General features: G+C 59.4%; 22 protein-coding genes and 2 tRNA genes. 8 read left to right on the top strand and 16 right to left on the bottom strand.

Features of this window, described 5'->3' with window-relative positions; all coding sequences use genetic code 11:
- The first annotated feature begins 3 nt into the window (after positions 1 to 3).
- Positions 4 to 471, top strand: a complete 468-nt coding sequence (recX, locus tag ACM110_RS12885; RefSeq protein WP_416128058.1) for a recombination regulator RecX — start codon at positions 4 to 6, stop codon at positions 469 to 471.
- A gap of 44 nt (positions 472 to 515) precedes the next feature.
- Here the strand turns inward: recX and ACM110_RS12880 are convergent, their stop codons facing one another.
- Entirely contained in the window at positions 516 to 1634 is a 1119-nt protein-coding gene (locus tag ACM110_RS12880) for an LOG family protein (RefSeq protein ID WP_416128057.1), read from the bottom strand.
- Between the two features lie 484 nt (positions 1635 to 2118).
- On the opposite strand from ACM110_RS12880, the gene ACM110_RS12875 reads away from it, so the two are divergent.
- Positions 2119 to 2313 carry a hypothetical protein gene (locus tag ACM110_RS12875; protein WP_338585075.1) on the top strand — a complete coding sequence of 65 codons (195 nt, stop codon included), beginning with the start codon at positions 2119 to 2121 and terminating at the stop codon, positions 2311 to 2313.
- Here the strand turns inward: ACM110_RS12875 and ACM110_RS12870 are convergent, their stop codons facing one another.
- Positions 2314 to 2736, bottom strand: coding sequence for a PA3611 family quorum-sensing-regulated virulence factor (locus tag ACM110_RS12870; protein WP_416128056.1), 423 nt, complete (start codon positions 2734 to 2736; stop codon positions 2314 to 2316).
- 189 nt (positions 2737 to 2925) lie between these two features.
- Between ACM110_RS12870 and ACM110_RS12865 the strand changes: the two genes are divergently transcribed.
- The 3 genes from ACM110_RS12865 to ACM110_RS12855 all read left to right on the top strand — a co-directional run bounded on the left by ACM110_RS12865 (position 2926) and on the right by ACM110_RS12855 (position 4978).
- A complete protein-coding gene (locus ACM110_RS12865; protein WP_416128055.1) occupies positions 2926 to 3669 on the top strand; it encodes a tRNA-uridine aminocarboxypropyltransferase in 744 nt (247 codons plus the stop codon).
- 219 nt (positions 3670 to 3888) lie between these two features.
- A complete protein-coding gene (gene erdR, locus ACM110_RS12860; protein ID WP_175389034.1) occupies positions 3889 to 4539 on the top strand; it encodes a response regulator transcription factor ErdR in 651 nt (216 codons plus the stop codon).
- 76 nt (positions 4540 to 4615) lie between these two features.
- Complete coding sequence (locus ACM110_RS12855; RefSeq protein ID WP_338585078.1) at positions 4616 to 4978, top strand: diacylglycerol kinase; 363 nt, start codon at positions 4616 to 4618, stop codon at positions 4976 to 4978.
- Here the strand turns inward: ACM110_RS12855 and ACM110_RS12850 are convergent.
- Positions 4975 to 5901, bottom strand: coding sequence for a LysR family transcriptional regulator (locus ACM110_RS12850; RefSeq protein ID WP_416128054.1), 927 nt, complete (start codon positions 5899 to 5901; stop codon positions 4975 to 4977). The two genes, ACM110_RS12855 and ACM110_RS12850, sit on opposite strands and share 4 nt — an antisense overlap.
- 133 nt (positions 5902 to 6034) lie before the next feature.
- Between ACM110_RS12850 and fpr the strand changes: the two genes are divergently transcribed.
- A complete protein-coding gene (gene fpr, locus ACM110_RS12845) occupies positions 6035 to 6814 on the top strand; it encodes a ferredoxin-NADP reductase (RefSeq protein ID WP_008054100.1) in 780 nt (259 codons plus the stop codon).
- A gap of 158 nt (positions 6815 to 6972) precedes the next feature.
- Here the strand turns inward: fpr and tsaA are convergent, their stop codons facing one another.
- The 6 genes from tsaA to rimO all read right to left on the bottom strand — a co-directional run bounded on the left by tsaA (position 6973) and on the right by rimO (position 12177).
- Positions 6973 to 7674: a tRNA (N6-threonylcarbamoyladenosine(37)-N6)-methyltransferase TrmO gene (gene tsaA, locus ACM110_RS12840; protein ID WP_416128053.1), complete on the bottom strand. Its 702-nt coding sequence runs from the start codon at positions 7672 to 7674 to the stop codon at positions 6973 to 6975.
- A gap of 121 nt (positions 7675 to 7795) precedes the next feature.
- The gene (locus ACM110_RS12835; RefSeq protein ID WP_416128052.1) at positions 7796 to 8566 is read right to left on the bottom strand and encodes an SDR family oxidoreductase; all 771 of its coding nucleotides are present in this window, start codon (positions 8564 to 8566) and stop codon (positions 7796 to 7798) included.
- Positions 8567 to 8703: 137 nt separating this feature from the next.
- Positions 8704 to 9174 carry a DUF1456 family protein gene (locus tag ACM110_RS12830; RefSeq protein ID WP_338585081.1) on the bottom strand — a complete coding sequence of 157 codons (471 nt, stop codon included), beginning with the start codon at positions 9172 to 9174 and terminating at the stop codon, positions 8704 to 8706.
- A 75-nt stretch (positions 9175 to 9249) separates the two neighbouring features.
- A complete protein-coding gene (locus tag ACM110_RS12825) occupies positions 9250 to 9960 on the bottom strand; it encodes an rRNA pseudouridine synthase (protein ID WP_338585082.1) in 711 nt (236 codons plus the stop codon).
- Between the two features lie 189 nt (positions 9961 to 10149).
- Positions 10150 to 10623, bottom strand: coding sequence for an acetyltransferase (locus ACM110_RS12820; protein WP_416128051.1), 474 nt, complete (start codon positions 10621 to 10623; stop codon positions 10150 to 10152).
- 216 nt (positions 10624 to 10839) lie between these two features.
- Entirely contained in the window at positions 10840 to 12177 is a 1338-nt protein-coding gene (rimO, locus tag ACM110_RS12815) for a 30S ribosomal protein S12 methylthiotransferase RimO (protein WP_338585084.1), read from the bottom strand.
- Between the two features lie 291 nt (positions 12178 to 12468).
- On the opposite strand from rimO, the gene ACM110_RS12810 reads away from it, so the two are divergent.
- A complete protein-coding gene (locus ACM110_RS12810) occupies positions 12469 to 14370 on the top strand; it encodes a potassium transporter Kup (protein WP_416128050.1) in 1902 nt (633 codons plus the stop codon).
- A gap of 63 nt (positions 14371 to 14433) precedes the next feature.
- Here the strand turns inward: ACM110_RS12810 and ACM110_RS12805 are convergent, their stop codons facing one another.
- The 4 genes from ACM110_RS12805 to ACM110_RS12790 form a co-directional block, all read right to left on the bottom strand.
- Complete coding sequence (locus tag ACM110_RS12805; protein WP_416128049.1) at positions 14434 to 15732, bottom strand: AcvB/VirJ family lysyl-phosphatidylglycerol hydrolase; 1299 nt, start codon at positions 15730 to 15732, stop codon at positions 14434 to 14436.
- Entirely contained in the window at positions 15732 to 18374 is a 2643-nt protein-coding gene (gene mprF, locus ACM110_RS12800) for a bifunctional lysylphosphatidylglycerol flippase/synthetase MprF (protein WP_416128048.1), read from the bottom strand. The genes ACM110_RS12805 and mprF overlap by 1 nt, the downstream gene beginning before the upstream one ends.
- 278 nt (positions 18375 to 18652) lie before the next feature.
- A tRNA-Met gene (locus ACM110_RS12795) sits at positions 18653 to 18729 on the bottom strand.
- Between the two features lie 219 nt (positions 18730 to 18948).
- A tRNA-Met gene (locus ACM110_RS12790) sits at positions 18949 to 19025 on the bottom strand.
- A gap of 298 nt (positions 19026 to 19323) precedes the next feature.
- On the opposite strand from ACM110_RS12790, the gene dinB reads away from it, so the two are divergent.
- Positions 19324 to 20385 carry a DNA polymerase IV gene (dinB, locus tag ACM110_RS12785; RefSeq protein ID WP_416128047.1) on the top strand — a complete coding sequence of 354 codons (1062 nt, stop codon included), beginning with the start codon at positions 19324 to 19326 and terminating at the stop codon, positions 20383 to 20385.
- 105 nt (positions 20386 to 20490) lie between these two features.
- Here dinB and ACM110_RS12780 read toward each other — a convergent pair whose 3' ends face one another.
- The 3 genes from ACM110_RS12780 to ACM110_RS12770 all read right to left on the bottom strand — a co-directional run bounded on the left by ACM110_RS12780 (position 20491) and on the right by ACM110_RS12770 (position 24880).
- A complete protein-coding gene (locus tag ACM110_RS12780) occupies positions 20491 to 21444 on the bottom strand; it encodes a hypothetical protein (protein ID WP_338585090.1) in 954 nt (317 codons plus the stop codon).
- A 17-nt stretch (positions 21445 to 21461) separates the two neighbouring features.
- Positions 21462 to 23177 (bottom strand): proline--tRNA ligase, encoded by a 1716-nt coding sequence (locus ACM110_RS12775; RefSeq protein WP_416128046.1) that lies wholly within the window; start codon positions 23175 to 23177, stop codon positions 21462 to 21464.
- 143 nt (positions 23178 to 23320) lie between these two features.
- Positions 23321 to 24880 carry an AmpG family muropeptide MFS transporter gene (locus tag ACM110_RS12770; RefSeq protein ID WP_416128045.1) on the bottom strand — a complete coding sequence of 520 codons (1560 nt, stop codon included), beginning with the start codon at positions 24878 to 24880 and terminating at the stop codon, positions 23321 to 23323.
- Positions 24881 to 24924 lie beyond the last annotated feature (44 nt).

The following is a 24924-nucleotide window of genomic DNA, read 5'->3' as shown; positions in this document are numbered from 1 at the left end:
CCGATGACCGCCGTACTCGATACACTCGTCGCGGTGCGGCGAACCGCAATGGACCTGCTCGCACGACGCGAGCACGGTCGAGTCGAGCTGACGCGTAAACTGCGTCAGCGCGGCGCTCTCCCTGAAATGATCGAAACAGCACTCGACCGGTTGACGGAAGAGGGCTTGTTGTCCGAATCCCGTTACCTCGAAAGCTTCGTTTCCTATCGCGCCCGTTCCGGTTATGGCCCTTTGCGCATTCGTGAAGAGTTGAGCCAGCGGGGCCTGCAACGCAGCGATATCGAACTCGCCTTGCGCGAGAGCGGCATCGACTGGCAGGAGCAACTGATGGATACCTGGCGGCGCAAGTTTTCCGGGCATTTACCGATAGATGCGAGGGAACGTGCCAAACAGGGCAGGTTCCTGGCGTATCGGGGATTTTCCATGGAGATGATCAGCCGCTTGTTCAGCGGCCGAGGGATGGACGATTGACTGAAACGGCTCGCTATTTCGATAGCGGGCCGTTTTTTTGTGCCTCACGTAACCTTGGAAGGTTCCCGTGTGCGCTGTTGAGCCTGGGGTTTGGATTGCGCCCAGTTTTCCGGCAGGTTGATGTAATCCACCAGCTCTCGTAACCGACCATGATCACGGGCGTTGAAGGTGAAGGCCAGTCGCGCCAGATGGCTGAACTGCGCTTCATCGTGCTCTTCGCCACTGTAGGCGTGTTGATGGAATTGATCGCTCAGGCACAGGTCCGCGAATGCTTCCTGCATATGTTCGAGTGCCCGCTCACTGAGCTCGTGATTCATGCGGATCACGAACTGATGCTTGAGCCAGCGGCTGGAGTGGAAGTTGCTGTAGAACTGGTTGATGTGTTCGACAGCTTCCTCGGCGCTGTAGACCAGTCTCACCAGTTTCATGTCGGTGGGCAGGATGTAGCGATTTTCCTCCAGTTGCTGGTGGATGAAGTCCAGCGCGCCTTGCCAGAACTTGCCACCCGGCGCGTCCAGCAGCACCACCGGCACCAGCGGACTTTTGCCGGTCTGAATCAGCGTCAGTACCTCCAGTGCTTCATCCAGGGTGCCGAAACCGCCTGGGCACAGCACCAGCGCATCGGCTTCCTTGACGAAGAACAACTTGCGGGTGAAAAAGAAGTGGAAGGGCAGCAGGTTGCTCGTACCGTTGACGGTCGGATTGGCATGCTGCTCGAAGGGCAGGGTGATGTTGAAGCCCAGGCTGTGATCCCGACCTGCACCTTCGTGGGCGGCAGCCATGATGCCGCCGCCGGCACCGGTAATGACCATCAGGTCCGAGCGTGTCAGCGCGGCACCGAGTTCCCGGGCCATTGCATACAGCGGGTGTTCGACGGGTGTGCGTGCCGAGCCAAACACCGTGACTTTGCGGCGCCCCTTGAACTGTTCGAGCACGCGGAAGGCGTGCTCAAGTTCGCGCAGGGCTTGCAGGGTGATCTTGGCATTCCAGCGGTTGTGGTCTTCCTGGGCCATGCGCAGCACGGTCAGGATCATGTCGCGGTAGATGGGGATGTTCGGGCTGTTGGGTGAAACAAGGTTGAGTTGCTCTTCGACCTTGCTGATGAGGTCGTGGCCGCTTTCTTCAAAATGACGGCTCAGGAGGTCATTCGGTTGGTAAGGCATTCAACTTCTCCTTCTGCACAGAACCCTCGGCGCCGACAACGCATTCGTCGACGCCACGACACGTCATGTGTCGCTGTCTGCCCAGGCCCGTGCCTGGGCGATCCACTTGACCCGAATGGTCATCGAGTCATCCAAACAGGCTCTGTTTTTCCCTTGGATGAAAGAAACGTTCGCATAACACAACGCGTAACGGGCGGTTCCTTTCCCGCCCTGAAAAAGTAAATGTGGATACCTGAAATTTAGACCTTTGCGGTGATTTGCGCTGCCTTGATCATTGCGCCACAAAGTCTTTCCTGGCAACCGCTTATTGACGATTTGCAAGGTGGTTTCGCCGCTCGTCTGAACGTACGCCAAGTGTCCTGCACTCTGATTTACTAAGTTACAGGCGTCATGCGACAACTTCGCGTCTACGGCAAGGCGCACGGTATAAGCGGTTTAAGGATTTATCGCTCAACACGAGTGAGTGCATGGAGGCGGGAAGCCAATGGCCAGAGTCATTCTGGAGATCGATACGCAGCTGTATCGATTACTCAAGTCATCAGCCGAGACCAATCATTTGAGTCTTGAAGAGGAGTGCTGCCGACGTTTGATGGGCGCGGAGCGTCGGTCACGTTACTTGCAGGCACTGCTGGCAGAATTGCGCGCCGAGGATGAACAGCGGCGCGCGAAATCTCACTGATTACTTTTTCTTCGCCGGCGCTTTCGGGCAATCAGATTCCTGATAGCTCGCGGAGCCGACTGCACGGTTGGTCTTCACCTCGGTGAAGTCGTAACGCATGATTGCGCCCTTGGCCATCAGCTTGCGGAACGACGGGTTGTTGCAGACCGAGGCACCCAGCTGGAAGTACACGGCTTTCGGGTCGGCGCGCATCTTGTTGGCGTGGCTGCTTTGCACGCTCAAGTGGTTGATCAGCGTTTTGCCTTCGACGGTGTAGCCCTGATCGAGAATGTCTTCATTGATTGCCCGTGGAGTGCCAACGCTGCTTTGTTTGGCGACGTTTTGCAGCTCTTTGTTCAGATTCTGCTCACTCAAGGATGCGGCCTGAGCGTTGAAAGACAACGCCAGCAGAATGGCAGTGGAGGGAACGATAAGGCGCAACATGAAACTCTCCTGGGGCAGTGATGGGTGGTTTGACCCATCACGTGACTGTGCGTTCAGTGGCCGCGAATTATAGGGGAGGTGGCCTGGACGGTACAGGTTTGCGCCAACCGGTCTGGTAAACTGCCGGGACTTTTTGCCCTGCCGAGTGTTTTTCGTGTCGATTTCCCTGTTTTGTCGGCGTTACCTGCGATGAGCCATGCCCCCAATGCCGTAGCCCGCCTGCGCGATCAGCGTGAAGACGAAGGCATCAAGCCGATTCAGGCCCGCGGCTGGCGCGCTCCCCGTTGCCGTAACTGCCGTGTGATCGAGAGCCATTGCCTGTGCGCCTGGCGCCCGCAGGTCGAAACCCGTTCCGGGGTGTGTCTGATCATGACTGGCAAGGAAGTGTTCAAGCCGAGCAACACCGGTTGGCTGATTGCCGATGTGGTGCGCGATAACCATGCGTTCATCTGGTCGCGGACCGAGGTCGATCAGCAACTGCTGGCGTTGTTGTCCGACCCGCAATGGCAGCCTTACCTGGTATTTCCGGGGGAATATGTCGAGCCCGAGCGCGTGACCCACAGTGTGGCGGCGGATGGTGACAAGCGACCATTGTTCATTCTGTTGGACGCGACCTGGACCGAAGCGCGGAAGATTTTCCGCAAAAGTCCTTACTTCGACGGGTTGCCGATCCTCAGCCTGTTGCCAGAGAAACTCTCACGCTACCAATTGCGTCGATCTACCCGCAGCGAGCACTTGTGCACCGCGGAAGTCGCGGCGCTGTGCCTCGATCTGGCGGGCGATGTGCAAGCGGCATCGGCACTGGATGCCTATTTCGATGTGTTCAGCCAGCATTACCTCGATGCCAAGCGACAACTTGAAATGAACGTGGAAACGCCAGCGCATGCCGAGCTGCTGCCGTTTGTGCAGAACCTCGCCCCGGTCATGGGCTGATTGTCGCCCATACTGCAAAAGACTGTACTGGCCATGTAGCTTGACCACCCCGGTTTCGCTGGGCATGCTTGGCGCCGATCAGGGCGCGGCCGAAGTTTGATACGCCGTATTCTTATGCGAATAACTACGTGAATAGCCACGTATTGGCGTTGAACGTGCCCCCAGGTGCAGCTCCGTGGCTGTACCTCGAGTTGTTAGAAGAACAGGATCATTTGAAAAATGGCCACATACGAAATCCTGATTGCCGATGACCATCCACTTTTCCGTTCTGCCTTGCATCAAGCGTTGACCCTGGGCCTTGGCCCGGATGTCCGACTGGTGGAAGTGGCGAGCATTGCCGAACTGGAAACCCGCCTCACCGAAAAATCCGACTGGGATCTGGTGCTGCTGGATCTGAACATGCCGGGGGCGTATGGTTTTTCCGGCCTGGTGCTGCTGCGCGGGCAATACCCGCAGATTCCGGTGGTGATGGTTTCGGCCCAGGAAGAAGCCTCGGTAATGGTCAAGTCCCGTGAATTCGGCGCCAGCGGCTTTATTCCCAAGTCCAGCGACCTTAGCGTGATCCAGAAAGCCGTACGTGCAGTACTGGATGGCGATGTGTACTGGCCACCGCAAGCATTCGAAGCGGTCAGTGTTTCCGATGAAGCCAAGGCTGCCAGCGAAGGCCTTGCGAGCCTGACGCCGCAGCAGTTCCGGGTGTTGACCATGGTCTGCGAAGGCTTGCTCAACAAGCAGATTGCTTACGAGCTGAGCGTTTCCGAAGCTACCATCAAGGCTCACGTGACCGCGATTTTCCGTAAACTGAACGTGCGGACCCGGACTCAGGCGGCGTTGTTGCTGCAACAACTTGAGTCAATTTCGAGCCACTAAGGGTTGGCATATTCACGCTTTTTTGACTTTGGTTAATCTAGCTTTCTCACTCCTTTATTGGTCAGTTGCCCACTCTATGTCTCCTTTCAAAGGCCAGACCGGCCTGAAACGTATTCTCAACGCCTCCGGCTATTCCTTTGATGGCCTGCGCGCGGCCTTTACCGGCGAAGCGGCTTTCCGGCAGCTGGTATTGCTCAACGTCATCCTGATTCCGCTGTCGTTCTTCCTGAACGTCAGCCGTGTCGAGCAAGCGCTGCTGATCGCCGTGTGCTTGCTGGCCTTGATCGTCGAATTGCTCAATTCGGCGGTGGAAGCGGCCATCGACCGAATTTCCCTTGAGCGGCATCCGCTGTCGAAGAACGCCAAGGACATGGGCAGCGCCGCGCAATTCGTGGCGTTGACCATGATTGGCCTGGTGTGGGCATTGATTCTGCTTTAAGCGATTGTCGGCAACACGATCTCGTCGCTGCGCTGCACCCCGGCGGTGAACGCGCGGCACAGATCGAGGAACTCACGCATCGCTGAGGTCTGGTATTTCTGTTTGTGCCAGATGAAGTAGAACTGCCGCGCCAGGTCCAGGTCCGGTGTTTCCACCGGCACCAGGCTGCCGCGACGGAATGCGTCCCGCAGCGCCAGGCGCGAAATGCAGCCAATCCCCAGACCCGATTCCACCGCGCGCTTGATCGCTTCAGTGTGTTCAAGCTCCAGGCGGATGTTCAGCGAACTTCGGTGATGACGCATGGCCTGATCAAATGTCAGTCGCGTGCCCGAACCTTGCTCACGCAAAATCCAGGCTTCATGGCTCAGCTCATCCATGGTTGCGGTGCCGCGTAGCGCCAATGGATGCTGCGGTGCGCAAAACACCACCAGCTCATCTTCGACCCAGCTCTGCACTTCGATGTCCGGGTGGCTGCAATCGCCTTCAATCAGACCCAGATCAATTTCGTAGTGGGCAACTTGTTGCACGATATTGGCAGTGTTCTGCACATGCAGCTTCACCTGGCTTTCCGGGTGGCGCTGCATGAAGCTGCCGATCAGCAACGTCGCCAGGTAATTGCCGATGGTCAGGGTCGCGCCCACGGCCAATGAACCAAAACCGGATTTGCCGTTGAGCAGGTCTTCGATCTCCTTGGCCTGGTCAAGCAGGGCCACTGCTTGCGGCAACAGCTGTTTGCCGAGGGCGTTGAGGCTCAGCCGTTTACCGGCACGGTCGAATAACTGGCAGCTGCACTGGCGCTCCAGTTCGGTGATGGAAGTGCTCGCCGCCGATTGCGAGAGGTTGAGCAGGCCCGCAGCACGGGATACGCTTTCCTGCTGGGCGACGGCGACGAATACTTGAAGTTGACGGAGAGTAAATCGCATATCGATATAACCGATAACCCTTATCTTAATAATCCATTTAACAGATATTGTTACTGCTATTAGAATGCGATGCAATTGCGCACCGCATCTTTAGCAGCGCATGCGCAGACCAATCTCCAGGAGTCCCACGTACATGAGCAACATGAACCACGAGCGTGTCCTCAGTGTTCATCACTGGAACGACACTCTGTTCAGCTTCAAGTGCACCCGTGATCCGGGGCTGCGCTTCGAGAACGGTCAGTTCGTGATGATCGGCCTGCAACAGCCCAACGGCCGCCCGCTTATGCGCGCTTACTCGATTGCCAGCCCGAACTGGGAAGAGCATCTCGAGTTCTTCAGCATCAAGGTGCCTGATGGTCCGCTGACTTCCCAGTTGCAGCACCTGAAGGAAGGCGACGAAATCATCATCAGCAAGAAGCCTACCGGCACGCTGGTGCTCGATGACCTGAAGCCTGGCAAACATTTGTACCTGCTCAGCACCGGCACCGGTCTGGCGCCGTTCATGAGCGTCATCCAGGACCCGGAAACCTACGAGCGTTTCGAAAAAGTGATCCTGTGCCACGGCGTACGTTACGTCAACGAAGTCGCTTACCGCGAGTTCATCACCGAGCACCTGCCGCAGAACGAGTTCTTCGGTGACGCGCTGCGTGACAAGTTGATCTACTACCCGACCGTGACCCGCGAGCCGTTCGAGAACGAAGGTCGCCTGACTGACCTGATGCGCAGCGGCAAGCTGTTCAGCGACATCGGTCTGCCGCCGATCAACCCGCAGGACGACCGCGCGATGCTGTGCGGCAGCCCGAGCATGCTCGACGAGACCAGCGAAGTGTTGAACAGCTTCGGCCTGAAAGTCTCGCCGCGGATGCGCGAGCCGGGTGACTACCTGATCGAGCGTGCGTTCGTCGAGAAGTAATAAGCGGCGAAACTGAAAAGCCCGCGTTGCCTTAAGGCAGCGCGGGCTTTTTTGCTTCCCTGTAGGAGCTGCCGAAGGCTGCGATCTTTTGATCTTGCTCTAGATCTATAAATCGCGACTGAAGATTAAAGTCAAAAGATCGCAGCCTGCGGCAGCTCCTACGTGTTGGCTACGGGGATGATTTCGAGAACGCGGATCAGCTCCGGCGTCGGGTAGTGCCAGCGCACATCGACATCCCAGAACTGCGCGCCGTACTCCCGTTCCGGCGCGGGCGTCTGGTACGCCGGGCGCGGATCTTGTGCCAGGCATTGCTCGATCAATTCGACCAAGGGCTCTTCCAGGCGCTGAGCGTGCCCGTGAGCCTGTTGCAGTGCGGCATCCGTCCACTGCACGGCAATCAGCTGCGGCGCGGCGCTGGCGATGCTGTTGGAGGCGCTGTCGATGATGTCGGCGTAAGGCACGTAGGGTTTGATGTCGATAATCGGCGTACCGTCCAACAAGTCGATGCCGGATATCCACAGGCGATTGGCTTCGACCTTGTCCAGTTTGACCACTGACTGGCCAATACCATTCGGGCGATGGGTTGCGCGGGTGGCAAACACGCCCATGGATTTGTTGCCGCCCAGGCGAGGCGGGCGGACTTTGAGGCGTGGTTTTTCTTCCAGCGCCTGATGAAACAGGAACAGCAGCCAGACATGGCTGACCTGCTCCAGCCCTTGCACCGCATCGCCCTGATCGAATGGCGCCACCAGTTCCAGAACACCGCGCGCGGCCGGAGCCAATTGCGGTTGGCGCGGGATGGCGAACTTCTCCTTGAAACAGGAGCGCACGAAGCCGATGGGGGAAACGCTGTAGGTCATGGTTTGAAGTCGAGGCGGAATCAGGTAGGGCATGATGCCGCAAAGATCAAAAGATCGCAGCCTTCGGCAGCTCCTACAGAGGAATTCGTTCGGTGTAGGAGCTGCCGCAGGCTGCGATCTTTTAAAGGCTGAACCCACCATCCAGCGGAATGACATTCCCGGTCATGTACGCTCCAGCCGTACTCGCCAGGCTGATCGCCAGCGCCGCCATTTCTTCCTCGCGCCCCCAGCGCTTCATCGGGATCAACGCCGTATCCTCGGCCAATGCCTGTTCATCATTGCCGATGTGCTGAGTCATCTTGCTGGGAAAGCGCCCCGGTGCGATGACGTTGACGTTGATGTGCTGGGTCACCAGTTCCCGCGCCAGGATTCGCGACAGTTGATGCAATGCCGCTTTGCTCGGCCCGTAGGCATACGCCTGCTCGCCGAACGATGAAATCCCTGCGACCGAACCGATGTTGATGATCCGCGCCGGATTCGCTTCGGAACCCGCTTTGCGCAGCAGCGGCAGGAATTGCTGGATGCAGTTGAACACCGACGTCACGTTGAGCTGCATGACCTTTTCCCAACCCTTGATCGGGTAGCTCTCCAGTGGCGCGCCCCACGTGGTGCCGGCGTTGTTCACCAGAATGTCGAGATGGCTGATTTGCTCACCAAGTCGTGTGGCCAATTGCAGCACGCCTTCTTCGGTGGCGAGGTTGGCCGCCACGCCGTGGCAGCGTCCGAACGCACCGAGTTCATCAGCCGTTTGCTGGCAGGCTTCGGCATCGCGGGCGCAGACGTAAACGGTGGCGCCGGCCTCGACGTAGGCCTTGGCGATCATTTTGCCGATGCCGCGGGTGCCGCCGGTCACCAGAGCGGTGCGGCCTTGCAGAGAAAAGTAAGGGTGCATGACGAGTCCTGAGAACTGAGGGTCTATACACCCTAGTCGTCAGCCGCCAGAAGCGGAGCCACTATTTTTGAGCGGAATGAGAGGCCATATGGCCAGGCCTTGAGCTGCGCGTTTGCAGCCCAAGGAAGGCGCGGGGCTTACTGCGGACGCACGCGCAGGGTCAGGCCCTTGAGGAAATTACGCAGCAACTGGTCACCGCACGGGCGGTAGTTGGTGTGGCCGAACTTGCGGAAAAGTGCGCTCAGCTCAGGCTTGGACACCGGGAACTCGGCAGCCTTGAGGATCGCGTGCATGTCGTCCTCCTTGAGTTCGAAGGCCACGCGCAGTTTTTTCAGGATGATGTTGTTGGTCACCGGCACTTCGATCGGCTGCGGTGGACGGCTTTCGTCCTTGCCGCGCTTGAAGATCACCAGGCCATCGAGGAAATGCGCCATGACTTCGTCGGGGCAGCGCACGAAGCCTTCCTCGTCTTCCTCTTTCTTGTCGAGGTAGGTCAGCAGGTCTTCGAGTTTCACATCCATGCCACCGAGCTTGATGATCTCGATGACTTTCTTGTCGCTGATGTCGAGCATGTAGCGCACGCTGCGCAGTACGTCGTTATGAATCATGTGGGCAGTCCTGATATTCAGCTGTGGGCGTCGCGGCCAGGCGCGACGCCGAAATGTGTGGCGGCGTGAAAAGCCTTAGAACTTTTCTTTGCCGGACATGTAGCGCCATTGCCCCACGGGCACTTTGCCGATGGACACGCCGCCGATGCGGATGCGGCGGATGCCCACGACCTTCAGGCCGACGGCCTGGCAGAACAGGGCGAGGATGCCCGGCTGCGGGTTCTTCATGGCGAAGCGCAGGCGGTTTTCGTTCTGCCAGCTGGCCTTGACCGGCGGCAGTTCCTTACCTTTGTAGGTCAGGCCGTGCTGCAGGCGGTTGAGGCCGTGTTCGACCATGTTGCCTTCGACTTCGACCACGTATTCCTGCTCGATCTTGTTGGAGTCGGCAGTGAGCTTGCGCAGGATCTTCCAGTCCTGGGTGAACACCAGCAAACCGCTGGCATTGGCTTGCAAGTCAGTGCTGGCGGTCAGGCGCTGGAAGTGGCCCTTGAGCGGACGTTTGCCGTAACGGTGTTCTTCGCTCAGGGTTTCGGCGGTGATGGTCGCCATGGCGGTGTCCGCGTCCATGCCGGCGGGCACGTTGAACAGGATGGTCACCGGTTCCGGCGCAGTGGCCTTGGCCTCTGGATCCAGCTCGACTTTTTGCGCGTCGACCTTGAACTGCGGCTCGTCGATGACTTCGCCGTCCACGGTGACCCAGCCGCCCTCGATGAACAGCTCAGCCTCCCGACGGGAGCAGCCGACGAGTTCGATGAGGCGTTTGGAGAGACGAATCGGGTCAGTCATGACAGGGCCGTAACAAAAAAGGGGTGGGCATTGTACCTGCCTGGCGCCGGTTAAGCCCGGTTCCATTTCAATGCGCTTGCATTTCCTGTGGGAGCTGGCTTGCCAGCGATTGCATCACCTTGGCGGATCAGGATGGACCGCAGCGTCTGCATCGATGGCAAGCCAGCTCCCACAGGGTTCAGTGTTAGGTCAGCCGTGCTGTGAAAGTGTCTGGTTCTGGCGCATCCGCATGTGCAACAACGGATACGGCTGCCCCATGCCGTCGACTTCCGAGCGGCCGATCACCTCAAAACCCAGCTTGAAATAAAACCCAAGGGCCTGAGGGTTCTGTTCGTTGACGTCCAGCTCATCGGCGTTGAGGTTTTCCATCGCGTAGCGCAGCAGTTTCTTGCCCAGTCCCTGGCCGCGATGTGCCGGGTCGATGAAGAGCATTTCGATCTTGCCCGCCGCGACCCCGGCGAATCCGGTAATGCGCTGGCTGGAATCCTTGGTGCAGATCAGCATCACCGCGTCCAGATAGCGGGTCAGCACCAGGTTCTTCAGCAGTTCGATGTAGCTGTCCGGCAGGAAATCGTGGGTGGCGCGGACCGAGGCCTCCCAGACCTGGGTCAATTCTTCGTAATCACTTTGTTTCGGTGTGTGGATGACCGAATGTTGGCGCATGCCCGCCTGCTCCTTATTTTTGCAACCGGTTATAGAAGATGAGAATCCGTTCCTCACCAAACGATAGCCGTAAAAAAGCCCCGCATCTCGTAAAAAAGAGCGGGGCTTTGGTATTCAGCGCAATTCCTGTAGGAGCTGTCGAGTGACACGAGGCTGCGATCTTTTTTCAAGATCAAAAGATCGCAGCCTTCGGCAGCTCCTACAGTCGCTTGCGCGTCAGATCTGTTCAGCCCACAGGTCGTATTCGTCGGCGTCGGTCACTTTGCACCAGACTTTGTCGCCGGGCTTCAGGTTGCTGCCGTTGTCGATGAATACGTTGCCGTCGATTTCCGGGGCATCGAAGAAGCAGCGGCCAACCGCGCCTTGCTCGTCGACTTCATCGACCAGCACTTCGATTTCACGGCCGATGCGCATTTGCAGGCGCGCCGAGCTGATGGCCTGCTGGTGCGCCATGAAGCGGTCCCAACGGTCCTGCTTGACGTCATCCGGAACAACTTCCAGATCCAGGTCGTTGGCCGGAGCACCATCTACCGGCGAGTACTGGAAGCAGCCGACGCGGTCGAGCTGGGCTTCGGTCAGCCAGTTCAGAAGGTACTGGAAGTCCTCTTCGGTTTCGCCGGGGAAGCCGACGATGAAGGTCGAACGGATGATCAGGTCCGGGCAGATCTCGCGCCAGTTCTTGATGCGCGCCAGGGTTTTGTCTTCGAACGCCGGGCGTTTCATCGACTTCAGCACTTTCGGGCTGGCGTGCTGGAACGGGATGTCCAGGTACGGCAGGATCTTGCCGGCGGCCATCAGCGGGATCAGCTCGTCGACGTGCGGGTACGGGTAAACGTAGTGCAGGCGAACCCAGACGCCGAGGGTGCTCAGGGCTTCGCAGAGTTCGGTCATGCGGGTTTTCACCGGCGCGCCGTTCCAGAAACCGGTGCGGTATTTCACGTCGACGCCGTAGGCGCTGGTGTCTTGCGAAATCACCAGCAGCTCTTTGACGCCGGACTTGACCAGGCGCTGCGCCTCGTCGAGAACGTCGCCCACTGGGCGGCTGACCAGTTTGCCGCGCATCGACGGGATGATGCAGAAGCTGCAGCTGTGGTTGCAGCCTTCGGAAATCTTCAGGTAGGCGTAGTGGCGCGGGGTCAGCTTGATCCCTTGTGGCGGCACCAGGTCGATCAGCGGGTTGTGGTCTTTACGCGGCGGCACGACTTCGTGCACGGCGTTGACCACTTGCTCGTACTGCTGCGGGCCGGTCACGGCCAGCACGCTCGGGTGTACGTTGCGGATGTTGCCTTCTTCGACGCCCATGCAGCCGGTCACGATGACCTTGCCGTTTTCCTTGATGGCTTCGCCAATCACTTCCAGGGATTCAGCCTTGGCCGAGTCGATGAAACCGCAGGTGTTGACCACCACGACATCGGCGTCCTGATAAGTGGACACGACGTCATAGCCTTCCATGCGCAGCTGGGTAAGGATGCGCTCGGAGTCGACCAGAGCTTTCGGGCAACCCAGGGATACGAAGCCAACCTTTGGATTGGCTGGCGCAGGAGTGGTGGACATGTCTAACCTCGGTATTTTGTGACGCCGCTTGCCGGGGTGGGCAAAACCGACGGACGGGCGCTTGAACTGCGCCTCTGATCAAAAAGTGCGCAATTCTAGCGATGAGACGTTCACTTGACCAGCTTTATGCAGGGAAATGCGACGAGTGCTGCGCTATGCTTCGCGCCGTTGGGCTTTACCGATTTTTTACAGTCAACAAAACGTCTGTAACGTGAAGTAAAACAGCGCATGCTGCGTGACAAAGCATAGTGCTTCGTTTGAAGAAGCCGGTCTGGGAATCAGGAGTGTTGGATGGGTCAGGCAAGTAGTCAGGCTGAGGGAGCCGGTCATTCGGCGGCCAAGCCGATCGGCATGCTGGTCGCGGCGGTCGGGGTGGTTTATGGCGATATCGGCACCAGTCCGTTGTACACCCTAAAAGAAGTGTTCTCCGGCGGTTACGGTGTGCCGGTCAACCATGACGGCGTGTTGGGAATTCTGGCGCTGATCTTCTGGTCGCTGATTTGGGTCGTCTCGATCAAGTACATGATGTTCGTGCTGCGTGCCGACAACCAGGGCGAAGGCGGCATCATGGCCTTGACTGCGTTGGCGCGGCGAGCGGCGGCAGGGCATGCCAAGCTGCGCGGCTTTCTGGTGGTTTGCGGGTTGATCGGTGCGGCGCTGTTCTATGGCGACAGCATGATCACCCCGGCGATTTCCGTGTTGTCGGCAATTGAAGGCTTGGGGCTGGCGTTCGACGGCATCGACCATTGGGTGGTGCCACTGTCGTTGATCGTGCTGGTGGCGTTGTTTCTCATCCAGCGTCATGGCACCGCGCGCATCGGCATTCTGTTCGGACCGATCATGGTGACCTGGTTTGTGGTGCTGGGGGCATTGGGTGTCTACGGCATCATTCAGCACCCGGAAGTGCTGCAAGCGATGAACCCGGTGTGGGGCGTGCGTTTCTTCATCGTTCATCCCGGCATGGGCGTGGCAATCCTTGGCGCAGTGGTACTGGCGTTGACCGGTGCTGAAGCGCTGTACGCCGACATGGGCCACTTCGGCCGCAAGCCGATCGCGCGCGCCTGGTTCATCCTGGTGCTGCCGGCGCTGGTGCTGAACTACTTCGGCCAGGGCGCATTGCTGCTCGGTGATCCGGAAGCTGCGCGCAACCCTTTCTATCTGCTTGCGCCGAGCTGGGCGTTGATCCCGCTGGTAGGCCTGTCGACCCTGGCGACGGTAATTGCTTCGCAAGCGGTGATTTCCGGCGCGTTCTCCCTGACGCGTCAGGCGATTCAGCTCGGCTACATTCCGCGCATGCACATCCAGCACACCTCCAGCGCCGAACAGGGCCAGATCTACATCGGTGCGGTGAACTGGTCGCTGATGGTCGGCGTAGTGCTGTTGGTGCTTGGCTTCGAATCTTCCGGTGCCCTGGCCTCGGCCTACGGCGTGGCGGTGACGGGGACCATGCTGATGACCAGCATTCTGGTGTCGGCGGTGATCCTGCTTCTGTGGAAATGGCCGCCGGTCCTTGTGGTGCCGGTGTTGCTGGGGTTCCTGTTGGTCGACGGTTTGTACTTCGCCGCCAACGTGCCGAAAATCGTTCAGGGCGGTGCGTTCCCGGTGATTGCGGGTCTGGCCCTGTTTGTATTGATGACAACCTGGAAGCGCGGCAAACAGTTGCTGGTGGATCGTATCGATGAAGGTGGTCTGCCGCTGGAGATTTTCATCAGCAGTATCGCCGTGCAACCGCCGCATCGGGTCCAGGGCACCGCCGTGTTCTTGACGGCGCGCCCGGATGCCGTGCCCCATGCGCTGTTGCACAACCTGCTGCACAACCAGGTGCTACACGAGCAAGTGGTGTTGCTGACGGTGGTCTACGAAGACATTCCGCGGGTGCCACCGTCACGGCGCTTCGAAGTGGACTCCTACGGCGAAGGCTTCTTCCGGGTCATCCTGCACTTTGGTTTCACCGACGAGCCGGACGTACCGAAAGCGCTGAAGCTGTGCCACCTTCAGGAGCTGGACTTCAGCCCGATGCGAACCACCTACTTCCTCAGTCGCGAAACGGTCATCGCCTCCAAGCTCGAAGGCATGTCGCGCTGGCGTGAGGCGCTGTTCGCCTTCATGTTGCAGAACGCCAACGGCAACCTGCGCTTCTTCAACCTGCCGTTGAACCGGGTGATTGAGTTGGGGACGCAGGTGGAGATGTAAGCCTCCAACAAAAAGCCCCCGCAACCTAACGGCTGCGGGGGCTTTTTGCAGGTGCGGCTCAGATCACTCCTGAGCTTCGGTTTCCTGCGCCTGACGCTTCTCGATCACGCCCACCAGCCGCTGTGCCAGCGCCGGGTAGTTCTCATCGAAGTGGTGGCCGCCAGGCAGTTTGATGACTTCGCCGACGGCGCTCTTGTCGGTGCAGCCGCTTTCGTCGACTTCTTCTTCACCGTAGATGCACACCACTTTGGCGGCAGGTAGCTTGGCCATTTCCGGGCCGGTGGCGGCTTCTTTGCCGGCGTTGCCGAGCCAGCCTTCGACTTCGATTTCGAAGCTGCCGGTGCGGGCGAAGGCCAGCAGGATGATTGCGTCGACGCGATTCTGTTCCGATTCGGCCAGGCGGTTGTAGATCGCTGGCAGTACGTCGGCACCGAACGAGTAACCGGTCAGGATGAAGCGCTTGGTGCCCCATTTCTGCCGGTAATGCTGCATCAGTTCGGCGAGGTCCAGGGCGCTTTGCTCGGGACTCTTGTGTTGCCAGTAGTAGCGCAGGGTGTCGATGCCGACCACTGGATAGCCGATTTTCGCCATCTCGCCCGCAACATCGCGGTCGAGATCGCGCCAGCCGCCATCACCGGACAGGAACAGAGTCACGGTGTCCTTGGCCTGACCGGCGGGCACTTCGACCACTGGAATCTGCAGGCCGCCCGCAGCTTTGTCACCGCCGACGAGGATTTTGCGCAGTTCGTTGTTCAGGACTTGCGGCAGGTTGATGTCGTAGTCGCTGATGCTGGTTTCGGCGTTGGGCTGATCGCGCACGAAGCCGGCGCTGGTGTCATCCGGGTTGTCGTTCCACGCCACCAGCCAATGGCCGTGTGCGGCGCTTTTCGGCAGCAGGTGAGTGCAACCACCGGGTTTCTCCAGGGCCAGGTCCACCGAAACGGCCTGTGCCTTGTCGTTCTTCTGTTCCGACAACCAGCGCCAGGCCAGCACGGCGCCCGGGCCGATGCCGCTGACCAGCGTGGCCGGGCCTTTCAGTTCGCGCAGACCTGCTTGCAGGGCGCGACTTTGCAGCAGGCAGTCCTTGGGCAGGATCACCTGGACGATTTGCGCCGAAGCGCTGCGGCTCAGGGTGCTGAGTTGCTTGTCATTGAGCTTCTGGTCGTCGTTGACCGCCACCAGCACCTGAGCCTTCGGCGTGGTGCCGGGAATGACGCGGGTCATGGCGGCGCCATCGGCCGGGGTGAGCTGTTCGAGAGTCGGTTCCGGTGCCGGGCGTTTGAGGTACCAGAAACCGCCGCCGAGAATCACGGCCAGCACAATCAGTGCGGCCAGGATGTACTTCAGGGAGCGTTGAATCATCAGCGTTTCACCAATCCAGTCAAGCCGCCCGCGATCAGGGCAGCAGTGTCGGCCAGGGCAACCAGCGGATCGAGTCCGGCGGGCACGGCCATATAACGGGGTTCCCAGTCAGGCTGGAACTTGTCTTTGAAGCGGCGCAAGCCTTGGAAGTTGTAGAGCTGCTCACCACGGCGGAATACCATCGAACCCAAGCGCTGGGTCAGCGGTGCGCCGCGACGGGGTTGCAACCCCGACAACGGCACCATGCCCAGGCTGAAGCGCGCGTATCCGTGACTCTTATAATGTTGAATCAGGCCGACCATCATGAACTCCATGGTCAGCTTGGGGGCGTCCGGGTGCGCACGCATCAGGTCGAGGCTGGCCAAGTCATGGCCGTAGGTCTCGAGCAGGTTGGCGAACGCCACCGGGCGCCCTTCGAAACGGATCACCGCAATGCGGAAATGCTTGAGGTAATCATCACTGAAGCGGCCGAGGGAGAAGCCTTTCTCGCGCACGTTCTTGCCGGTCAGCCAGGCGTCGGAAATCACCTTGAGCTCATCCATCGGCGCCTGGCCCGGCTCATGGATCTCCAGCGACAAACCATCGCGGGTGCCACGGTTCCAGGTGTAGCGCAGGTCTTTCATCTCTTTGCCCTTGGCTTCGAGATCAAAACGCTTGAGGTCGACCCGGGCTTCTTCACCGAGCTTGATCGCGGTCAGGCCGATGTCCATGTAGTACGGCAGGTTCTCCGCGCGCACTTGATAGAACACTGGGCGGGCGTGATGGATGTCGCACAGGTCGCGGAACTGCCAGATCATTTCCGCTCGTTGCTGGCCCGGCCCGATCGGGTCATACAGCGCCACCAGACTGCGTCCACGGCGGGCGTACATCAGGAACGCTTCGTCGTTGGGGTGAAACAGCAACGCCTTGTCACCGGTCAGGGCCAGGCCGCCGTCCGGTTGTGCCGACGCCATGAGGATCTTGCTGGCGCGTTCCAGTTCATCGGGTGTTGGCAGGTGGATCACCGGGCGTGCGGTGCGCAGCAGCCAGGTCAGGGACACCACCACCAGCAACACGGCGGCGCCGAGCAGCGAGCGCAAGCCACGTGGGGCGTCGGCGTCGAGGGTGAACTGCCACCAGAGTTGATGGCTGTACGGCACGTCCTGATAGGCGAACAGCAGCAGCCACATTGAGGCGCCGAGTACGCACAGGCTCGCCACCAGGTACAGCGGCGAGAACGGCAATTCAGTCAGGCGGCTGGGGCGATAGAACGAACGCCGGAAGACCCCGAGCAGGCTCGCCGTCAGCACCATCAGGCTGGCTTCTTCCCAGTCGAACCCCTTGAGCAAGGAGAGCAGGGCGCCGACCAGCAACAGAATGGTGGTCAGCATCCACGCCGCCGACAGTCGCCGACGCAGGCCCTGGGCCAGCAACAGGCAAAGCACGCCGACCAAACTGGCACCAAAGTGCGAAGCGTCGACCAGACGGTGCGGGATCAGGAAGCCGATGTGTTCCAGACGGGTGTCGATTTCCGGGGTGGCTCCGGAGAACAGCAGCACCACGCCCGACAGGAATACCAGCACCGCGAGGATCGGCGCGGCGAGGCCGGAGGCTGCGCGCAGGGTCTGGCGGGTCTGAAACAGGCGCTGCCCTTCGTTGATCAGCAGCAGCAGGCAAGCCACCAGCATCGGCAGCACCACATATATCAGGCGATAGAGCAGCAGCGCGGCCGCCAGGGGCGCAGCGCCGAGCTTGTCGGAGAAGGCTGCGAGCAAAATCGCTTCGAACACCCCGACACCGCCCGGCACATGGCTGAGCACGCCGGCGGCCAGCGCCAACAGGTAAACCAGCAGGAATGCACCGAAGGGCGGCGCTTCCGGCAGCAACAGATAGAGCACGGCGGCGGCGGCTGCCACGTCCAGCGCGGTAATCACCAGTTGCAGGAAGGTCAGGCGGCGACCGGGCAGGCGCAGAGTGCGACGGCCGATTCTGACCAGCAGGTTGTCGGCGTAAGGTTGCTCCGGCAGGCGCCGACGGTAAATGCCGATGGCTACGACGGAAAACAGTACCAGCACGGCGCCCGCAACGGTGCCCAGCAAGGTTTCGGAAAGACCCAGGGCGGCAGAGGCGGCTGGCAGGTTGCTGAGCGTGGCGAGAGCGGCGAGCGGCGGCAAGGCGCAGCCGAGCGAAAGGCTGGCGAACAGCGTCATGTGGGCGACTTCAGTGGCCCCCAACCCATGGCGTGCATATAGACGGTAGCGAACCGAGCCGCCCGACAGCATCGAAAGGCCGATGGCATTGCCGATGGCAAAAGCGGTGAACCCGCCTAGCGCCAGAGTTCGCGGTGCCAGGGTTACGCCGGCGTAGCGACTGGCCGACCATTCGTAACCCAGCAGGATGATGAAACCCACGACGGTCGCGCCGAACGCACCGAGCAAGGCCGGTTTGGGGACTTCGAGGATCGAGTCGTGCAGAGCGTCCAGATCGAGCTCGCTCAGCAGGTGACGACAGGCAATCAGCGCGATCGCAAACAACAGCAGCGTGATCGCCAGTCCGATGGGCTGACGGTATTTGCTGACGCGATCAAGCAAGCGCAACCGCTCGGCCTTGATCGGTTGTGTTGCTGTGACGGTGTCTTGTGAATCAGACGAGTTGGCGCGCATCAATCACCTCTTGGATTGTGCGCGACAGGATGGAGGTATCCAGCCAAGTTACCAATCCCTGTAGAAAAAAATAATCACAAATATTAACGCCAATCACCGGCGGTCGGTGATTGCACATCATCAGTCGAAGAGGGCTGAGTCTGCGATTGAGCATAGACTGAACTCGGCGCATTGGTGACCCCCAACGGCTCACCACACGGTGACAGATCATTGTTGCGAAAGGACTTTTTCAACAGATACAAAAAAGGCCACTCTTTCGAGTAGCCTTTTTTGATGTTTGGTTGCGGGAGCCGGATTTGAACCGACGACCTTCGGGTTATGAGCCCGACGAGCTACCAGACTGCTCCATCCCGCGTCTGTGTGGCGGCATTCTATAGAGATACGCCGGGGTGTCAACCGTTAAAACCGAACTAGGTCAAATAAACGTATAAGCGCGGCAAACGGTCGCAGGGTCGGCCTAAGTTTCGGAATCTGAACGAATTCTCATTTCGGCAGTGCGGACTCATGAAGTCGTGTTCTGCAAAACAGACGCGCACAAAAAAGGCCACTCTTTCGAGTAGCCTTTTTTGATGTTTGGTTGCGGGAGCCGGATTTGAACCGACGACCTTCGGGTTATGAGCCCGACGAGCTACCAGACTGCTCCATCCCGCGTCTGTGTGTCGGCATTCTACAGAGGATCGACGGGGTGTCAACCGCCAATCTCGGTAAAACCTCTTCAGGTTCAATCGCTTAGGTCTTCGGCCACAGGATGGATTAGCCTGAGAGGCAGGCGTAGCAAGGCTTCTGGCTCTATTAGCGCCTGCTGTGCGATTGAAAAAATAAATTCAGCGTGGTTTTCCTACAGCGGGAAAAGAACATTCACACTACTGGTGCTATATACAGGTGTCAGTGAGATACTGCTTTTCTGACACGGCATGCCGCCATTTCTTCTTCCTTAAACTGCTTTGATATGACCCAGCGAAAAATCATCCACGTCGATTGCGACTGTTTCTACGCCGCCATCGAAATGCGTGACGATCCGAGCCTCGCCGGCAAACCACTGGCGGTAGGCGGCTCGGCGGATCGGCGCGGGGTGATTGCTACCTGCAATTATGAGGCGCGGGCCTATGGCGTACGTTCGGCCATGTCATCCGGTCATGCGTTGAAGCTGTGCCCGGATCTGACCATCGTCAGGCCGCGCATGGATGCCTATAGAGAAGCGTCGAAGGAAATTCATACGATCTTTCGTGATTACACCGATATCATCGAGCCGCTTTCCCTCGACGAGGCCTACCTCGATGTGTCGGACTGCGCGCATTTCGGCGGTAGCGCTACGCGCATCGCCCAGGACATCCGTCGCCGGGTGTCGAATCAGCTGCACATCACCGTTTCAGCCGGCGTGGCGCCGAACAAGTTTCTCGCCAAGATCGCCAGCGACTGGAAAAAACCCAATGGTCTGTTCGTCATTACACCGGATCAGGTCGAGGATTTCGTCAGTGGTCTGCCGGTCAGCAAGCTTCACGGGGTCGGCAAAGTCACCGCTGACAAGCTGGGCAAATTGGGCATCGTCGACTGTGCGCAATTGCGCGAGTGGGACAAGTTGGCGCTGGTGCGCGAATTCGGCAGCTTTGGTGAGCGAATGTGGAGCCTGGCCCGTGGGATCGATGACCGCCAGGTGCATAACGACAGTCGCCGGCAGTCGATCAGTGTCGAAAATACATTCGATGTCGATCTGCCGGATCTGCGCAGTTGCCTGGATAAGCTGCCGGAATTGCTGGAAACCCTCAAAACCCGCATGGCACGAATCGATAGCAGCTATCGACCGGGCAAGCCGTTCGTCAAAGTGAAGTTTCATGATTTCACCCAGACCACGCTGGAGCAGGCCGGAGCAGGGCGGGATTTGGGCAGTTATCAGCTATTGCTGACCCAGGCGTTCAATCGTGGGGGCAAACCGGTGCGATTGTTGGGGGTGGGGGTCAGGCTGGAGGATTTGCGGGGCGGGTTTGAGCAGATGGAGTTGTTTGAGCGTTGATGATTAAAAGCAAAAGATCGTCCGAACGCGGCCCGAGCCTCCGGCAGCTCTAGGGGAATGCGTTCCTCTGTAGGAGCTGCCGAAGGCTGCGATCTTTTTAGGAGCTTAATTCGGTCCCGGATCCGCCACCAATCGCCCGGCATCCCTGGTCAAGGACTTGAGAAACTCGGTCTGCAGTTCAGGATCGTTGCGAGTCAGTTCGATCAGGCTCTGTTCCAGCTCGCTGGCTTCTTCCTCCAACCCCAATTCCGACAGGCGTTTGACCCGGTGCACCCACTGGCTCACTTCGTCGTCTTCGAGGTCGTCGTAAATCAGCCCATGGGCTTCGAGCAGTTTGCCGCGCAGGCTGCTGCTGAGTGCCAGGGATGAGTCGCTATGCACGTCGTCCTTGGCATCCTCGACATTGATCTGCAGCTTGCTCAGATGATTGAGGTCGTGTTCCGCGAACGGGCTGTCCAACAGGTTCAGGCGCAAGACGCCATTTTTGTCGGTGCTCAGTTCGAAGGTTTCCTTGCCGGCCTTGACCTCGACCGGACGCTCGCTCCACGGCAGGCTCGAGTATTCCGTGCGCTTGTCGCGCTGGACTTCGTCGATTCCGGCCAGGTTCTGCTGCGCACGACCGTTGGATTGTACGTTCATGAACGGGTTGAGCCCGGCAAAGCCGTAACTGAACCAGTCCTTGGTCACGCTATCCGGAAGATTGCCGAGGGCGAACACGTTGACCACGTTCGCACCGACACCACCGACCACCGCCACCGCACCCAGCGGGATCTCGTAGATCTCCCGCCAGGGTTGGTACGGCGTGTAGCGATCGTAATGGCGCGTGACTTCGAACTCGGTGACTTCGAAAGTCTTTTGCTCGTGGATTTTCACCCGGCGTTGCGGCAGCTCAAGCACCTTGGGCTCACCAACATCGATCTGCAGGCTGTGATCGAGCAGTTTGCGCTCGACACGTTCCTCGTGCTCGCTGCGTTGCGACATGTGATTGGCACAGCCGCTGACCAGCAGGGTGCCGCACAGGGCGGCACCACCGAGGCCTAAGGTGTTTCGCTTGAACATGACGTCTCTATCTGGTTTCAGCGGCGGATACGGGCCTGAAGGAAGGACAGTACGTCAGCGACCGGCAGCGCTTGCGGCTCGGCCTCGGTACGGCTCTTGTATTCCAGGTTGCCATCGGCGAGGCCGCGGTCGCTGACCACGATCCGGTGTGGAATGCCGATCAGCTCCATGTCCGCGAACTTGATGCCCGGGCTGGTTTTCTTGTCGCGGTCGTCCAGCAGCACTTCGAAGCCTGCTGCCGTCAGTTCGGCATACAGCTTGTCGGTGGCTTCGCGAACCAGGTCGGTTTCGTAGCGCAGCGGCACGAGGGCGATCTGGAACGGCGCCAGGGTGTCGCTCCAGATGATGCCTTTGTCGTCGTTGTTCTGTTCGATTGCAGCTGCAACCACGCGGGAAACGCCGATGCCGTAGCAGCCCATTTCCAGAGTGACCGGCTTGCCGTTCTCGCCCAGCACTTCGCACTTCATCGCCTTGCTGTACTTGTTGCCCAGCTGGAAGATGTGCCCGACTTCGATGCCGCGCTTGATTTCCAGGGTGCCCTTGCCGTCCGGGCTTGGGTCGCCGCTGACCACGTTACGCAGGTCGGCAACGGTCGGAACCGGCAAGTCGCGCTCCCAGTTCACGCCGAAGTAGTGCTTGTCGTCGATGTTGGCGCCGATGCCGAAGTCGCTCATCAGCTCGACGGAGCGGTCGATGATGATCGGCAGTGGCAGGTTCAACGGGCCGAGGGAACCGGCGCCCGCGCCAATGGCGTCACGCAGTTCGGCATCGCTGGCCATGACCAGCGGACTGGCCACGCCTGGCTGGTTCGCAGCCTTGATCTCGTTGAGCTCGTGGTCGCCACGGATGATCAGGGCAATCAACTTGCCTTCTTCCTCGGCATGCACGATCAGGGTCTTGATGGTCTTTTCAATCGGCAGATTGAATTTTTCCACCAGTGCGGCAATGGTTTTGGTGTCCGGAGTGTCGACCAGACGCAGCTCTTCGCTCGGTGCAGGACGCGAAGTCTCGCGTGGCACGGCTTCGGCTTTCTCGATGTTCGCCGCGTAGTCGGAACCGTTGCTGAAAACGATATCGTCTTCACCGGATTCGGCCAGCACGTGGAATTCGTGGGAACCGGCGCCACCGATGGAGCCGTTGTCAGCTTCCACTGGGCGGAACTTCAGGCCCAGACGGGTGAACACGTTGCAGTACGCCTGGTGCATGCGGTCGTAGGTGACCTGCAGCGAAGGCTGGTCAGCGTGGAACGAGTAGGCGTCCTTCATGATGAATTCACGGCCGCGCATCAAGCCGAAGCGTGGACGGATTTCATCACGGAATTTGGTCTGGATCTGGTATAGGTTGATCGGCAGCTGTTTGTAGCTGCTCAGCTCGTTACGCATCAGATCAGTGATGACTTCTTCGTGGGTCGGACCGGCGCAGAAATCGCGACCGTGGCGATCCTTGAAACGCAGCAGTTCAGGACCGTACTCTTCCCAGCGACCGGATTCCTGCCACAGTTCAGCCGGTTGAGTGCTCGGCATCAACACTTCGAGCGAGCCGGCGGCGTTCATTTCTTCGCGAACGACGGCTTCGACCTTGCGCATGACTCGCAAGCCCATCGGTAGCCAGGTGTACAGGCCCGAGGCGAGTTTGCGGATCATGCCGGCGCGCAGCATCAGCTGATGGCTGATCACGACCGCGTCGGAAGGCGTTTCTTTCTGTGTGGCGAGCAAAAATTGACTGGTGCGCATGGTTGGCCGTTATCGATTGCTGATGACGAGAAATGACGGAGCATTGTACGGGCGAGATCCGCTGTCGTACAGGCGTGCGGTCGGCGGTGTGGCAGGAGGGCGGGAATCGTTCCGTCCTCCGCGTTGTTTCCTACAGATGCTTCCTACGATTCTTCTGCGACCTGGGTCGGTACGGGTTCCGGCGTGGGAGTCGGACCTTCGCGGCGGCTCTCCTGGAACCAGTGCAAGGCGATCAGTACCAGTGTCGGAACACCCAGCAGCGCAGTGATCAGGAAGAAATTGTGATAACCGAATTTCTCCACCATGACCCCGGAGTAACCGCCGATCAGGCGTGGCAGCAAGAGCATGATCGAGCTGAGCAGGGCGTATTGGGTGGCGGAGAATTTGAGGTTGGTCAGGCTCGACAGGTAAGCCACGAACGCCGAGGTCGCCAAACCGGAACTGAAGTTGTCCAGGGAAATGGTCAGGATCAGCATGTTCAGGTTGGCGCCCATGTCGGCGAGCATCAGGAACAGGATATTGGTCGCTGCGGAGGCTACACCGCCGATGAACAGGATCGGCAAAATACCGAAGCGCACGATCAACAGGCCGCCCATGCCGGCGCCGACCAGGGTCATGATCAGGCCAAAAATTTTACTGACGCTGGCGATCTGGTCCTTGGTGAAACCCTGGTCGATGTAGAACACGTTGGCCATCACGCCCATGACCGTATCGGACATCCGATAGGTGGCGATCAGCCCGAGCAGCAGCAGCGCTTGCCAGCGATAACGCAGAATGAAGTCATTGATCGGGGTCAGCACGGGCGCCAGTCCGCGACGGCCCATGGCTGACAGACACAGGGCAGTGAGCGTGGTGTAGAGGATCGCTCGCAGGAAGGCTCGGTCCTGCAGCAGCAGGTCGAGCAGGCTCACGCCTTCGAACAGCACGCTGGCGAAGTCGGTGTTGTAGAGTTGGGTGAACATGGCCGGCACGGACACCAGCAATACGATCAGCACGAATACCGAGGCCAGTTGATGCACGAAGCTGTAGCGCCCGGCCTGCAATTGCGTGCGCAGCGGCACCGGCGGTTCGCGCATGAACAGGGAGGTCAGCAGCGCCGGGACCATCAGCACCCCGAACAGGATGTAAGTGCCGGCCCAGGCGGAATGCTTGTAGTTGAAACCGGTGGAGCCGAAGCCTTCGGCGAAGTACAGCGCGCCCGCCGTGGCCAGCAGCGCTGCGATTCGATAGCCGGACATGTAACTGGCGGCCAGCGCGGCCTGGCGATTGTCTTCGGCGATTTCCAGGCGATAGGCGTCTACGGCGATGTCTTGCGTCGCGGAGGCAAAAGCGACGACCACAGCGATGGCGATCAGCCAGGACAAATGCTTTTGCGGGTCGCAGAAACCCATGCCGATCAGGCCGAGGATCACCAGTGCCTGGGAAAGCACCAGCCAGGAGCGGCGTCGACCGAGCTTGCCGAGCAGCGGCAGGCGCCATTGGTCCAGCAACGGTGACCAGACCCATTTAAAGGCGTAGGCCAGACCGATCAGGCTCGCATAGCCGATGGTTTCGCGCGCCACACCGGCTTCACGCAACCAGACCGACAGTGTCGAGAACACCAGCATGTAGGGCAGGCCGGCAGCGAAACCCAGCAATAGCAGTACAAGCGTCGAGGGGCTGGCATAGGCAGCAAGCGCGGCGCGCCAGGTTTTACGGGGCATGGGCTGGAGTCTGCCTCAAGAAATACGGAAACAAAGCGCGCACT

This window comes from Pseudomonas sp. NFX98, assembly GCF_047784845.1.
In the GTDB taxonomy this organism is placed as follows: Bacteria; Pseudomonadota; Gammaproteobacteria; order Pseudomonadales; family Pseudomonadaceae; genus Aquipseudomonas.
This window is presented reverse-complemented; position numbering and strand designations above follow the sequence as displayed.

Excerpts from the sequence above, each read along its gene's own strand:
- ACM110_RS12865 (WP_416128055.1), top strand. The coding sequence starts at position 2,926 with ATGAGCCATGCCCCCAATGCCGTAGCCCGCCTGCGCGATCAGCGTGAA.
- ACM110_RS12835 (WP_416128052.1), bottom strand. The coding sequence starts at position 8,566 with ATGCACCCTTACTTTTCTCTGCAAGGCCGCACCGCTCTGGTGACCGGC.
- ACM110_RS12770 (WP_416128045.1), bottom strand. The coding sequence starts at position 24,880 with ATGCCCCGTAAAACCTGGCGCGCCGCGCTTGCTGCCTATGCCAGCCCC.
- recX (WP_416128058.1), top strand. The coding sequence starts at position 4 with ATGACCGCCGTACTCGATACACTCGTCGCGGTGCGGCGAACCGCAATG.
- ACM110_RS12825 (WP_338585082.1), bottom strand. The coding sequence starts at position 9,960 with ATGACTGACCCGATTCGTCTCTCCAAACGCCTCATCGAACTCGTCGGC.
- ACM110_RS12830 (WP_338585081.1), bottom strand. The coding sequence starts at position 9,174 with ATGATTCATAACGACGTACTGCGCAGCGTGCGCTACATGCTCGACATC.
- ACM110_RS12850 (WP_416128054.1), bottom strand. The coding sequence starts at position 5,901 with ATGCGATTTACTCTCCGTCAACTTCAAGTATTCGTCGCCGTCGCCCAG.
- erdR (WP_175389034.1), top strand. The coding sequence starts at position 3,889 with ATGGCCACATACGAAATCCTGATTGCCGATGACCATCCACTTTTCCGT.
- ACM110_RS12810 (WP_416128050.1), top strand. The coding sequence starts at position 12,469 with ATGGGTCAGGCAAGTAGTCAGGCTGAGGGAGCCGGTCATTCGGCGGCC.
- rimO (WP_338585084.1), bottom strand. The coding sequence starts at position 12,177 with ATGTCCACCACTCCTGCGCCAGCCAATCCAAAGGTTGGCTTCGTATCC.
- ACM110_RS12775 (WP_416128046.1), bottom strand. The coding sequence starts at position 23,177 with ATGCGCACCAGTCAATTTTTGCTCGCCACACAGAAAGAAACGCCTTCC.
- dinB (WP_416128047.1), top strand. The coding sequence starts at position 19,324 with ATGACCCAGCGAAAAATCATCCACGTCGATTGCGACTGTTTCTACGCC.
- fpr (WP_008054100.1), top strand. The coding sequence starts at position 6,035 with ATGAGCAACATGAACCACGAGCGTGTCCTCAGTGTTCATCACTGGAAC.
- ACM110_RS12805 (WP_416128049.1), bottom strand. The coding sequence starts at position 15,732 with ATGATTCAACGCTCCCTGAAGTACATCCTGGCCGCACTGATTGTGCTG.
- ACM110_RS12875 (WP_338585075.1), top strand. The coding sequence starts at position 2,119 with ATGGCCAGAGTCATTCTGGAGATCGATACGCAGCTGTATCGATTACTC.
- tsaA (WP_416128053.1), bottom strand. The coding sequence starts at position 7,674 with ATGACCTACAGCGTTTCCCCCATCGGCTTCGTGCGCTCCTGTTTCAAG.
- ACM110_RS12820 (WP_416128051.1), bottom strand. The coding sequence starts at position 10,623 with ATGCGCCAACATTCGGTCATCCACACACCGAAACAAAGTGATTACGAA.
- mprF (WP_416128048.1), bottom strand. The coding sequence starts at position 18,374 with ATGCGCGCCAACTCGTCTGATTCACAAGACACCGTCACAGCAACACAA.
- ACM110_RS12855 (WP_338585078.1), top strand. The coding sequence starts at position 4,616 with ATGTCTCCTTTCAAAGGCCAGACCGGCCTGAAACGTATTCTCAACGCC.
- ACM110_RS12870 (WP_416128056.1), bottom strand. The coding sequence starts at position 2,736 with ATGTTGCGCCTTATCGTTCCCTCCACTGCCATTCTGCTGGCGTTGTCT.
- ACM110_RS12880 (WP_416128057.1), bottom strand. The coding sequence starts at position 1,634 with ATGCCTTACCAACCGAATGACCTCCTGAGCCGTCATTTTGAAGAAAGC.
- ACM110_RS12780 (WP_338585090.1), bottom strand. The coding sequence starts at position 21,444 with ATGTTCAAGCGAAACACCTTAGGCCTCGGTGGTGCCGCCCTGTGCGGC.